Raw genomic sequence first — 11,171 nt, forward strand, 5'->3', positions numbered from 1 at the left:
CCTACTGCCGTACGGGATCGGCAAATCGCATCAACCCGCGCACCACGGCCTGCACGGCCGGGTCTTGTTGCGCGGCGCTGCGGCAGGCCAGTCCCAGCGGGCGTTTCAGTGCGGGGGTGAGTCCGCGCTGCTGCAGCGTGCGGCTGACGGCGTCCATGGGCTCCTCGCGTGGCAGGACCGTGGGGCCGTGGCCTGCGGCGACCAGGGCGCGTATGCCTTCGGGAAAACTCATTTCCATGCGCGGCTGGGGCAGCAGGCCCGCCTGGGCGAACCATTGGGACAGCAGGCGGTGCATCTGGGTGCCGGCGGCAAAGCCTATCCAGGGCTGGGCGTTGAGCCATTCGGGCGTGATCTGGTCGGGCAGCGGCATCTGCGGCGTGGCAAACAGCTCCATGGGGTCGTCGCGCCAGGCGCGCATTTCCAGGCCTGAAGGCACGGGCTGGGGCAGCCCGACCAGGGCCAGGTCCAGGTGGCCAGTCGCCAGGCGCTGCATAGCCTGGGCGGAACTCACGACTTCCAGGCGCAGTTCCACGCCGGGCGCGTGCTCGGCCAGCCATTGCAGCAGTTCGGGCAAAAGCAGGGGGCTGACGCCGGCCGAGGCGCCTATGCGCACGCTGGCGCCAAAGCCCTCGGCACGCTTTCGGACCTGGCGCAGCAGGGATTCGCTATCGGCCAGCAGGCGGCGTCCGCCTTCGGCCAGCAGAGCGCCTGCAGGTGTCAGCTGCGCCTGGCGCTTGCCGCGCACCAGCAGCGGTGTGTCCAGGCGCGCTTCCAGCTCCTGGATGTGCAGGCTGACGGCGGGCGGCGACAGGTGAAGGGCCTGGGCGGCGGCAGCCAGCGTGCCCAGGTCGGCTACGGCCACCAGGGTCTGGAGCTGGTCAAGGTTCAGGCGTCGCATCAGGTTTCCTGAAGATGATGTTCCGAAGATTCGACTTTATCTAATCTGGGTGCGAATCCATCATCCCGTCCCGTATCAAGAACGAGGCCATGGAATGGAATTGAGCAATGCAGTGCTGGCCGCGGCCCTGGGGGCCGCGCTGATGAATGCGGGATGGAACAGCGCCATCAAGCTGGGCGGCGACAAGATGGTCGCCATGGCGCTGACCACGGGGCTGGCCAGCCTGTGGTCGCTGCTGGTGCTGCCCTGGCTGGACTGGCGCGCGGCGGGGTTGTGGGACGCATCGGTGTGGTGGTGGCTGGCGGCCTCGGTGGCCGTGCACACCGTCTATCACTTCGTGCTGCCGCGCGCCTACCAGCATGGCGAGTTCGGCGTGGTCTACCCGGTGGCGCGGGGCAGTGCGCCGCTGTTCGTGACGCTGGGCGCGGCGCTGCTGGCCGGTGAGTGGCCGGGCGCGACCGGGCTGGCCGGCGTGCTGTGCCTGTCGCTGGGCGTGCTGGCGCTGTCGGTGCGCAGCGGCGCGGCCAGCGGTTATGGCGGCAGCGGCTATGCGCTGGCCACGGGCGCCATGATTGCCTGCTACACGGTCATCGACGGGCTGGGTGCGCGCGCATCCGGCTCCGCGCTGCTCTATGCGGCCCTGCTCACGCTGGGCGATGGCCTGGCCACGGTGCTGATCGTCGCCTGGCGGCGCGGCCCCGCCGTGCTGCGTGCCGATGCACGCACCTGGCGCCTGTGCGCCCTGGCCGCCGCCATGCAGCTGAGTGCCAGCTGGATGGCGACCTGGGCGCTGTCGCAGGCGCCCATGGGGCTGGTGTCTGCGCTGCGTGAAAGCAGCGTGCTGTTTGCGGGCTGGATCGCCGCCTGGCTGATGCGCGAGCGCCTGGGCCGCGTGCGCATGCTGGCCTCGGCCCTGGTCTTCGGCGGCATCGTGCTGGTGCGCTGGGGCGGTTGAGCCGCCCGGCGCCAACGGCCGCTGCGTGCTCAGCCGTGGCTGATGCGCGTGCCCAGGAGCGTCAGGAACTGGGCGATCCAGGCCGGGTGTGCGGGCCAGGCGGGGGCGCTGACCAGGTTGCCTTCGGTATGCGCCTGGTCCACGCCGATGTCGGCATAGGTGCCACCGGCCAGTTCGACCTCGGCACGGCAGGCCGGGTAGGCCGAGCAGGTGCGGCCCTTGAGCACGCCGGCGCCGGCCAGCAGCTGGGCGCCATGGCAGACGGCGGCCACGGGCTTGTTGTTGTCGAAGAAGTGGCGCACGGCGGCGCGCACGGCATCGTAGTTGCGCAGGTACTCGGGGCCGCGTCCGCCGGGGATCACCAGGGCGTCGTACTGCTCGGGCTTGATGTCGGCGAAGCTGGCGTTGAGCGTGAAGTTGTGGCCGGGCTTTTCGCTGTAGGTCTGCGCGCCCTCGAAATCATGGATGGCCGTCTTGATGTGTTCCCCGGCCTTCTTGTCGGGGCAGACCGCATGCACCGTGTGTCCCACGGCCTGCAGGGCCTGGAAGGGGACCATGGTTTCGTAGTCCTCGCAGTAGTCGCCACAGATCATCAGAATCTTCTTGCCAGCCATGTGCTTGCTCCTTCAGAAAAAGTCAGAGGAAGCGAACATTGTGGCAGCGTCGGTGACGCAGGCATGACCGGCTGCAAAAACGCAGGCCCGCAACGAAAAAGAGAGCCGAAGCTCTCTTTTGCGGGGAAAGGCGCGCGGGGCCGGGCTACGGCGTGCCGTCAGGCCGTCAGGCGCTGCAGGGCTTCGCGGTACTTGGCGGCCGTCTTCTCGGTCACTTCCTGGGGCAGGCGCGGGGCCGGGGCCTTCTTGTCCCAGGGCTTGCCGTTGACCTGGGCCTGCTCCAGCCAGTCGCGCACGAACTGCTTGTCGTAGCTGGGCGGGTTCTCGCCATTGGCCAGGGCCTGGGCATAGCCCTCCACGGGCCAGTAGCGCGAGCTGTCGGGCGTGAGGACTTCGTCCATCAGCACCAGTTCGCCGTTCTCGTCCAGGCCGAATTCGAACTTGGTGTCGGCAATGATCATGCCCTTTTCGAGGGCGATGGCGGCCGCTTCCTTGTAGATGCGGATGGCCGTATCGCGGATCTGGGATGCCAGCTTCTCGCCGACCATCTCCACCGTGCGCTCGTAGGTGATGTTCTCGTCATGGTCGCCCATCTCGGCCTTGGCGGCCGGGGTGTAGATGGGCTCGGGCAGCTTGGCGGCGTTGGTCAGGCCTTCGGGCAGGGGCACGCCGCAGACCGAGCGCGATTCCTGGTATTCCTTCCAGCCGCTGCCGGCCAGGTAGCCGCGCACCACGGCCTCGATCAGCACGGGCTTGAGGCGCTTGACCAGCATGGAGCGGCCCGTGACCTGGGGCACTTCGGCGGGCGTGACCACGGACTCGGGCGCTTCGCCGGTCAGGTGGTTGGGGCAGATGTGGCCGAGCTTGTCGAACCAGAACAGCGCCATTTGCGTCAGCAGCTCGCCCTTGCCGGGGATGGGCTCGCCCATGATCACGTCGAAGGCCGACAGGCGGTCCGAGGCCACCATCAGGATGCGGTCATCGCCCACGGCATAGTTGTCGCGCACCTTGCCGCGCGCGAGCAGCGGCAGCGAGGCAATGTTGGAAGTGTGCAGGGCGGAGGGGCGGGACTGGGTGGTCATGTGAGGCAAGGGGCAATCTGGCAAAGAGGCTGCAGCGGCCGGATGGCTGCAAGCGGCACGCGCAGGAGCGCGATTCTAACCAACGGCGCCTCACGGTGACGGGCGGCCCGTGGCAAGCCCCACCCCAGGGGCGCAGCCTGGCAAACCCGCCGATTGTGCGCCCAATTGCATGGCGCGCAAAACCCGCCTCCAAGGCCCTGCACCGTCCTGCGCTATCGGCTTGCGGCGTTGCTTTTGGGCAGACCCCGGCGCATAGTGGGTTCGCAAGCAAACGAATGCGCATTCCGGCCTGCAAGCACCTGTCCCTGCGGATCGTCTCCCGGTGGACCGGGCTGTTTTCATCCAGAGCAAGGAGTGTTTAGATATGAATCTGACGATTAGTGGGCATCACCTGGAGGTCACTCCCTCGCTGCGCAGTTACGTCATGGCCAAGCTCGAACGCATTCTTCGACACTTTGACCAGGTGGTGGATGTAAAGGTCTTGCTGACCGTTCATAACCAAAAGGAGAAGGAAAAGCGCCAACGTGCCGGTTGCACGCTGCGCGTCAAGGGCCAGGATCTTTTTGTCGAGACCTCTCACTTCGATCTCTACGCCGCCGTCGATGCGCTGGCTGACAAGCTGGACCGCGTGGTGGTGCGCTACAAGACCCGCCAGCAGGGCAGCCGCTATGGTTCGGCCAAGCGACTCGATGATGCTGGGCTGACCTTGGCGTCAGTCGGGTGACAGGTAAGGCGCCAGCCCTGTGCGGGCGCTTACAATACCTGCGCTTATGTGGCTGATGAGCCACGCACGACCACCGCCCTTCGGGGCGGTTTTTGATGGGGGTCAGGGTTTCCCCACGGTTTCCGGCACTGCGGTGCATAATTGTTTCCCGAACCATGAACCGTCTTGCCTCCATCCTGCCCGCCGCTCAAGTGCTCGTGAGCGTCGACGTCACCAGCAAAAAGCGCGCTTTCGAAGAAGCAGGTCTGCTCTTCGAGAGCCTGCATGGCCTGTCCCGCGCACTCATCACCGACAGCCTGTTTGCACGCGAACGCCTGGGCTCGACGGGGCTTGGCCACGGCGTGGCCATTCCCCATGGGCGCATCAAGGGCCTGACCGCTCCCATGGCGGCTGTGTTCCAACTGGACAATCCCATTGGTTTCGATGCCCCCGATGAGCAGCCCGTGGGCCTGCTGATCTTTCTGCTGGTGCCCGAAGCGGCCACCCAGAAGCATCTGGAAATCCTGTCCGAAATCGCCGAGCTTCTCAGCGACAGCCAGCTGCGCGAGCGCCTGAAGTCCTGCGCAGATGCGGCCCGGCTGCATGGAATGATTGCCGGCTGGCAGTCCTCCGCTGCGCCCCTGGTCTAGTCTTCCAGACTTTTTCCTTCCCTTTTTCACGGGCCTTGCCATGAGACCCAGTGCCATCAGCGCCGATGTCCTGTTCGAGGAGTTCCGCTCCAGCCTGCGCTGGGAGTGGGTGGCGGGCCTGGGAGCCTCGGAGCGCCGTTTCGACGAGATGGCCGTGCGCTCGGCGCGCTCCGGCGCGGACCTCGTCGGCTACCTGAACTACATCCATCCCTACCGGCTGCAGGTGCTGGGCGAGCGCGAGATCGCCTATCTGAGCAATGCCACGCCGCAGGACTGCCAGCGCCGCGTGGCACGCATCGTCACGCTGGAGCCGCCCGTGCTGGTGCTGGCCGACGGGCAGACGGCGCCCGAGGCGCTGCTGTCCATGTGCGAGCGCGCCCACATTCCCATGTTCTCCACGCGCGAGCAGTCGGCCTTCGTGATCGATGTGCTGCGCGCCTACCTGGCCAAGCATTTCGCCGACCGCACCACCATGCACGGCGTGTTCATGGACATCCTGGGCATGGGTGTGCTGATCACGGGCGAGTCGGGCCTGGGCAAGAGCGAGCTGGGGCTGGAACTGGTGACGCGCGGCAACGGCCTGGTGGCCGACGATGCCGTGGACCTGTACCGCATCAACCAGACCACGATCGAGGGCAAGTGCCCCGAGCTGCTGCAGAACCTGCTGGAGGTGCGCGGCATCGGGCTGCTGGACATCCGCGCCATCTTTGGCGAGACGGCCGTGCGCCGCAAGATGCGCCTCAAGCTCATCGTGCACCTGGTGCGCAAGGAAACCATGGAGCGCGAGTACGAGCGCCTGCCGGCCGAGCCGCTGACGCAGGATGTGCTCGGCGTGCCCGTGCGCAAGGTGGTGATCCAGGTGGTGGCGGGCCGCAACATCGCCGTGCTGGTCGAGGCCGCCGTGCGCAATGCCATCTTGCAGCTGCGCGGCATCGACACCTACCAGGAATTCGTGCAGCGCCACCGCCGCGCCATGGAGCGCGGCGACACCTTCTAGCGACCTCTGGCGTCGCCGAGGCCGGGCCGCCTGTTGCCTGGCCCCCACTGTTTTCAACGCGATTGTTTGCTGGCCGTGCGCCCATGTTTGCGCGCGGTGCGTTGTTGCTGCTTTCTTAATAAGAATAATTCTCATTTTCTATAATTCGGGCAGATGCCGTATCCGGCCTGTGTCCGAGTGTGTCCGAGTGGCTCCGGGCTGGATGCGGCGCATTTCCTTCCGTCTCGAAAGCCCTCCCGGATGTCTTCCCGTACCCGCATCGGCCTGCCGCGCGCAGGCGCCGTCAGCCCCTTCACCCCTGTTTGCCCCCCTGTTTGCACGCTCCACCGCCTGGGCACCATCGCCCGTGTCTGCGCCATGGTGGCTGCCGCGGCGCTGCCCGCCGGCGCCTGGGCCGCTGACGCCGAGCTGGGCGAGGTCACGGTGCGCGGCACCACCGATCCCCAGACCCTTCCCACGGTGGCCCCGGGCGGCCAGGTGGCCAAGGGTGCGGGCCTGGGCGTGCTGGGCCAGCGCGATGTGATGGACACGCCGTTCAACATCACCTCCTACACGGCCGAAGGCATTGCCAACCAGAACGCGGCCACGCTGATGTCGGTGCTGGAAAACGATCCTTCGGTGCGCTTCACCACCAACACCGGCCATGCCTACGAGAACTTCACCATCCGCGGCCTGGGGGTGAATGCCTCGGAGCTGGGCTTCAACGGCCTGTATGGCCTGGCGCCCGACGGCCACGTGCCCGTCGAGATGATCGAGCGCGTGGAGGTGCTCAAGGGCCCCGGTGCGCTGATGAGCGGCATGACGCCCGGCGGCGCCGTGGGCGGCACCATCAACCTGGTGACCAAGCGCCCGCTGGCCCGGGATCTCACGCGCGTGACCACCATGTTCAGCAGCGGCTCGCAACTGGGCCTGCAGGCCGATGTCTCGCGCCGCTTCGGCCCCGAGCGCCGCCTGGGCATACGCGTCAACGGCAGCACTTCGAGCGGCGACACCGAGATCGACGGCCAGAACCGCCGCCATGGCCTGGGCGCGCTGGCGCTGGACTACCAGGGCGACGGTTTCACGCTGGGGCTGGATGCCTACAGCTACCGCTCCACCATCCGCGACGGCAGCCCGATGATGGTCAGCATGCAGAACCTCAAGCAGGTCATCGCGGCGCCCGACGCCACGACCAACCTGTTCCCCGGAATACACGCCAAGCAGCAAAGCGATGCGCTGATGCTGCGCGGCTCGGTGGACCTGGGCGCGGACTGGACGCTGTTCGGCTCCGCAGGCACGGCGCAGCATGCCTACGACGGCATGCTCAACGGCACGCGCGTGGTGCTGCGCGCCCAGGGCGACGGCTCGGCCGTGGGCCAGACCTACAACCAGTACGGCTATACCGACAGCACGGCGGCCGAGTTCGGCGTGCGCGGGCGCCTGCGCACGGGCGGCGTGAACCACCTGCTGGTGGCCTCCCTGAACTGGATGAACCAGAAGGGCGGGCGCGCGGCCGTGGCCACCAGCGCCAGCTACATCACCAACATCTACAACCCCGCGCCCATCACGCTGGCCGGCCCCTACGGCGCCATCAAGCAGGAGCGCGACGATGTGCTCAGCAGCCTGGCCCTGGCCGACACGCTGAGCTGGGGCGGCGATGCCGTGCAACTGACCGTGGGCGCACGCCTGCAGCGCGTGAACCAGAAGATGGCGGGCTACAACGAGCAGGCCGTCTCGCCCGCGCTGGGCCTGGTGGTCAAGCCCTGGGGCGATGCGGTCTCGCTGTACGCCAACCATGTGCAGGGCCTGAGCGCGGGCTCCATCGTCGGCGCCACCTATGCCAATGCCGGCGAAGTGTTCGCGCCCTACAAGACCAAGCAGTTCGAGATCGGCGCCAAGTGGCGCACGGGTGATTTCACGCAGACGGTCTCGCTGTTCCAGATCGAGCGGCCCTCGTCCGTGGTGGAGACCGCGACCAACCGCCTGCTGATGGATGGCGAGCAGCGCAACCGGGGCCTGGAGTGGAATGTGTTCGGCGAGCCGCTGCGCGGCACGCGCGTGCTGGGCGGCCTGGCCTACACCCAGGCCATCCAGAGCAAGACCCAGGGCGGCGCGCGCGATGGCTTTGGCGTCTACGGCGTGCCGCGCTGGACGGCCAACCTGGGCGGCGAATGGGATGTGCCCGCGCTGCCGGGCGCCACGCTCACCGGTCGCCTGATCTACACGGGTGCGCAATGGGTGAATTCGGCCAACACGCTGAAGATGCCCAGTTGGACCCGCGTGGACGTGGGCGCGCGCTATGCCACCCGCATCGCGGCCAAACCCGTCACCTTCCGCGCCACGGTGGAGAACCTGTTCGACAAGTCCTACTGGGCCGGCAGCTTCAACGACAACTTCGCCACCACGGGCGGCCCGCGCACGGTGCGTGTCTCGGCCACGGTGGACTTCTGACGCCATGGCGCAAGCTGCACGACAAGGCCTGTGCCTGGCCACCTCGCTGCTGTGCCTGCTGGGCGCAGCCGTCCATGCCGGTGAAGACATGACGGCAGCCGCATCGCGGCAGGCCCTGGCCGCACGGCCGGGCACGCTGGCGCCGGGCCAGGCGGCCACAGGGGTCCTGGCTGCCGGTGGGCGCGAGTCCTGGCGCGTCGATCTGCCCGCCGGCCACGTGGTCCAGGGTGAATTCGAAGGGCAGGGCGTGGCCCTGGACCTGGAGGATGCCCAGGGCCGACACCTGCGCCGCCTGGCGCGGCCCGATGGCGGCGCGCAGTCGCTGATGTGGGTCACGGAGGGAGCCGGCAGGCAAAGGCTGGTGGCGCGCCACATCGCAACGGACGCGCTGATGGCCGGCGAGGTGAAATCCGCAGCCGGCCGCTTTGCGCTGCGGTTGACCTCCAGTCTTGCGCCGTTGGGCGCCAAGGCTGTGCAGGCCTCGGAGCGGCCTGCACTGGAAAGCCCACGCCTGCAGGCCCTGGCGCAGGCCATCCAGCGCGGCGCGGGTTCGGGCGTGGCGGCAGACGCCTTCTGGCGGCGCGTGCAGGAGGAGGGCACGCCGATGGTGGAGCCGCTGCCCGGCGGCCAGTCCCTGGTCACCTTCCTGTGGCGTGGCCAGCCGCGCGCCGGCATGCAGGGGGTTCGCCTGTTCGGCAGCCCGGCCGGCAACCATGATCCGCTGCAGCATTTGGCCGGCAGCGATGTCTGGTGGGCCAGCTTCCGCATGGCCGACAACGCGCGGCTCAGTTACCGCCTGGCGCCCGATGTGCCGCTGATCGCAGGCTCGGCCATGGAGCAGCGCCGCGCCCTGCTGGCCACGGCGCAGCGCGATCCGCTCAATCCCAAGGTGTTTCCGCAGCCGCCAAAGTCGCCTCAGGGCGGCTTCATCGACGCCTTCCAGGGCGCCTCCGTGCTGGAGCTGCCCAAGGCACCGCCCCAGCCCTGGGTGGCGCCGCGCGCGGGCGTGGCCCGGGGGGCGCTGGTGCAGCACCGCCTGTCCAGCCGCGTTCTGGGCAACAGCCGCGATGTCTGGACCTACCGCCCGGCGGGCGGCCAGGCGCCCGAGGCGCTTCTGGTGCTGTTCGACGGCAACGCCTATGCGAAGCAGGTGTCCACGCCCACCCTCATCGACAACCTCATGGCCGACGGCCTGATCCCGCCCACGGCCGTGGTGCTGGTGGACAACGCCAGCCCGCAGGCGCGCGGCAGGGAGTTGCCGCCCAACACCGCCTTCGCACGCTTTCTGGATGAGGAACTGATGCCCTGGGTGGGTGAACAGGGCCTGGGCCAGCCGGCGGCACGCACGGTGATCGGTGGCTCCAGCTTTGGCGGCCTGGCCTCGGCCTATGCGGGTCTGGTCAATGCGCGCTGGTTTGGCAACGTGCTGAGCATGTCGGGATCGTTCTGGTGGTCGCCGGCCGGCGAGGTGCCGGGCTGGGTGCAGCGCCGCTATGCCCAGGAGCCGCGCCAGCCCGTGCGCTTTTATCTGGATGCAGGCCGCTACGAGCGCGCACGCGGCGGGCAGGACGGCATCCTGGAAACCAACCGCCACCTGGCCGATGTGCTGCGCGCCAAGGGCTACGAGGTCACCCAGGCCGAGCACGAGACCAGCCATGACTATCTGCAGTGGCAGGGCTCGCTGGCCTGCGGCCTGGTGGCCCTGCTCAACCCTGGGCGCTTTGCCCAGGGCCTGCCGGCCTGCGAGCGCATGCCGGACGGCACGCCTGCACTTCCCTGATGCCGCAAAAACCAATGTTTGAACTTCCTGGCAATACAGCAATCACTGTAAAGATGAACACCATGAATGCAAATCATTCCCGTCGTCGGATCCTGGCGAAGATGGGCCAGGGCCTGGGCGTGCTGGTCACGCTGCCGCTGGCGGCGCAGATGTCCCATGCCCAGACGGCAGCGGCTGGCAAGACCGTGACCGTGCCGCATGCCAAGGGCGAGGTCCAGGTGCCCTTCAAGCCCGTGCGCGTCCTGGTGTTCGAGTTGGCGGCGCTGGACACGCTGCAGGCGCTGGGCGGCGAGGTGCGGGGAGTGCCCGAGTTCAAGATGCCGCCGCTGCTGGCCCGCTATGCCGATGCGAAATACGCACGCATCGGCAGCCTGTTCGAGCCCGACTACGAATCCATCAAGGCGCTGTCGCCCGACCTCATCATCGTGGGCGGCCGCTCCGAAGCCAAGTACAAGGAGCTGTCGCGCTTCGCGCCCGTGCTGGACCTCAGTGTCAGCGACCAGCACCAGATGGCGGACATCTACCGCAACATCCGCACGCTGGGCGCCGTCTACGGCCTGCAGGACAAGGCCGAGGCCGAGGTCCGGTCGGTGGAGCAGGCCATCACCGCACTGCATGGGAAGGCGCAGGACGCCGGCAAGGGGCTGGTGCTGCTGACCTCGGGCGGCAAGCTCAGTGCCTACGGTCCGGGCTCGCGCTTCGGCATGCTGCACGATGTGTTCGGCGTGAAGCCGGCCATCGACAACCTGACGGTGGCACGCCATGGGCAGGTGGTCTCCTTCGAGTTCCTGCTCAAGACCAATCCCGACTGGCTGTTCGTCATCGACCGCGACGTGGCCATCGGCCAGGATGGCAAGACCGCCCAGCAACTGCTGGACAACCCGCTGGTGCGCGCCACCAAGGCCTGGCGCGGCAAGCAGGTGGTCTATCTGAATGCAGCCAACTGGTACACCCTGTCCAACGCCGGGCCGGGCGCACTGAAGGCCAATATCCAGCAACTGTCGGATGCCTTCACCCGCACATGACCTCAAAGCGTTGAGCCCGCCTGTCGCCACCGCGCAC

Annotated in this window: 10 protein-coding genes; 7 read left to right on the top strand and 3 right to left on the bottom strand. The window is 67.9% G+C overall.

The features are described from left to right. Position 1 precedes the first annotated feature (1 nt). A complete protein-coding gene (locus tag DACI_RS05060; RefSeq protein ID WP_012202928.1) occupies positions 2-898 on the bottom strand; it encodes a LysR family transcriptional regulator in 897 nt (298 codons plus the stop codon). Between the two features lie 94 nt (positions 899-992). Here DACI_RS05060 and DACI_RS05065 point away from each other — a divergent pair, with 94 nt between their 5' ends. Then, positions 993-1,853, top strand: coding sequence for a DMT family transporter (locus DACI_RS05065; RefSeq protein ID WP_012202929.1), 861 nt, complete (start codon positions 993-995; stop codon positions 1,851-1,853). Between the two features lie 29 nt (positions 1,854-1,882). On the opposite strand, the gene DACI_RS05070 is transcribed toward DACI_RS05065, so the two are convergent. Both DACI_RS05070 and DACI_RS05075 read right to left on the bottom strand, forming a co-directional pair. Further along, positions 1,883-2,467, bottom strand: coding sequence for a DJ-1/PfpI family protein (locus DACI_RS05070; RefSeq protein WP_012202930.1), 585 nt, complete (start codon positions 2,465-2,467; stop codon positions 1,883-1,885). A 158-nt stretch (positions 2,468-2,625) separates the two neighbouring features. Then, positions 2,626-3,549, bottom strand: coding sequence for a phosphoribosylaminoimidazolesuccinocarboxamide synthase (locus DACI_RS05075; protein ID WP_012202931.1), 924 nt, complete (start codon positions 3,547-3,549; stop codon positions 2,626-2,628). Positions 3,550-3,913: 364 nt separating this feature from the next. On the opposite strand from DACI_RS05075, the gene hpf reads away from it, so the two are divergent. The 6 genes from hpf (at position 3,914) to DACI_RS05105 (ending at position 11,134) form a co-directional block, all read left to right on the top strand. Next, positions 3,914-4,273 (top strand): ribosome hibernation-promoting factor, HPF/YfiA family, encoded by a 360-nt coding sequence (gene hpf, locus DACI_RS05080; RefSeq protein WP_012202932.1) that lies wholly within the window; start codon positions 3,914-3,916, stop codon positions 4,271-4,273. A 155-nt stretch (positions 4,274-4,428) separates the two neighbouring features. Further along, positions 4,429-4,902, top strand: a complete 474-nt coding sequence (locus DACI_RS05085) for a PTS sugar transporter subunit IIA (protein WP_013804474.1) — start codon at positions 4,429-4,431, stop codon at positions 4,900-4,902. Between the two features lie 40 nt (positions 4,903-4,942). Continuing rightward, a complete protein-coding gene (gene hprK / locus DACI_RS05090) occupies positions 4,943-5,899 on the top strand; it encodes an HPr(Ser) kinase/phosphatase (RefSeq protein WP_012202934.1) in 957 nt (318 codons plus the stop codon). 240 nt (positions 5,900-6,139) lie between these two features. Then, positions 6,140-8,329, top strand: coding sequence for a TonB-dependent receptor (locus DACI_RS05095; protein WP_043780673.1), 2,190 nt, complete (start codon positions 6,140-6,142; stop codon positions 8,327-8,329). Positions 8,330-8,333: 4 nt separating this feature from the next. Next, a complete protein-coding gene (locus tag DACI_RS05100) occupies positions 8,334-10,109 on the top strand; it encodes an enterochelin esterase domain-containing protein (protein WP_012202936.1) in 1,776 nt (591 codons plus the stop codon). A 14-nt stretch (positions 10,110-10,123) separates the two neighbouring features. After that, positions 10,124-11,134 carry a siderophore ABC transporter substrate-binding protein gene (locus tag DACI_RS05105; RefSeq protein ID WP_043780675.1) on the top strand — a complete coding sequence of 337 codons (1,011 nt, stop codon included), beginning with the start codon at positions 10,124-10,126 and terminating at the stop codon, positions 11,132-11,134. The last annotated feature ends 37 nt before the right edge of the window (positions 11,135-11,171 follow it).

Origin of the sequence: Delftia acidovorans SPH-1, from assembly GCF_000018665.1 — a bacterium.
GTDB classification, from domain to species: domain Bacteria; phylum Pseudomonadota; class Gammaproteobacteria; order Burkholderiales; family Burkholderiaceae_C; genus Comamonas; species Comamonas acidovorans.

What these genes read in the sequence shown, in the direction of transcription:
- DACI_RS05060 (WP_012202928.1), bottom strand. Translation starts at nt 898, where the DNA reads ATGCGACGCCTGAACCTTGACCAGCTCCAGACCCTGGTGGCCGTAGCC.
- DACI_RS05065 (WP_012202929.1), top strand. Translation starts at nt 993, where the DNA reads ATGGAATTGAGCAATGCAGTGCTGGCCGCGGCCCTGGGGGCCGCGCTG.
- DACI_RS05070 (WP_012202930.1), bottom strand. Translation starts at nt 2,467, where the DNA reads ATGGCTGGCAAGAAGATTCTGATGATCTGTGGCGACTACTGCGAGGAC.
- DACI_RS05075 (WP_012202931.1), bottom strand. Translation starts at nt 3,549, where the DNA reads ATGACCACCCAGTCCCGCCCCTCCGCCCTGCACACTTCCAACATTGCC.
- hpf (WP_012202932.1), top strand. Translation starts at nt 3,914, where the DNA reads ATGAATCTGACGATTAGTGGGCATCACCTGGAGGTCACTCCCTCGCTG.
- DACI_RS05085 (WP_013804474.1), top strand. Translation starts at nt 4,429, where the DNA reads ATGAACCGTCTTGCCTCCATCCTGCCCGCCGCTCAAGTGCTCGTGAGC.
- hprK (WP_012202934.1), top strand. Translation starts at nt 4,943, where the DNA reads ATGAGACCCAGTGCCATCAGCGCCGATGTCCTGTTCGAGGAGTTCCGC.
- DACI_RS05095 (WP_043780673.1), top strand. Translation starts at nt 6,140, where the DNA reads ATGTCTTCCCGTACCCGCATCGGCCTGCCGCGCGCAGGCGCCGTCAGC.
- DACI_RS05100 (WP_012202936.1), top strand. Translation starts at nt 8,334, where the DNA reads ATGGCGCAAGCTGCACGACAAGGCCTGTGCCTGGCCACCTCGCTGCTG.
- DACI_RS05105 (WP_043780675.1), top strand. Translation starts at nt 10,124, where the DNA reads ATGTTTGAACTTCCTGGCAATACAGCAATCACTGTAAAGATGAACACC.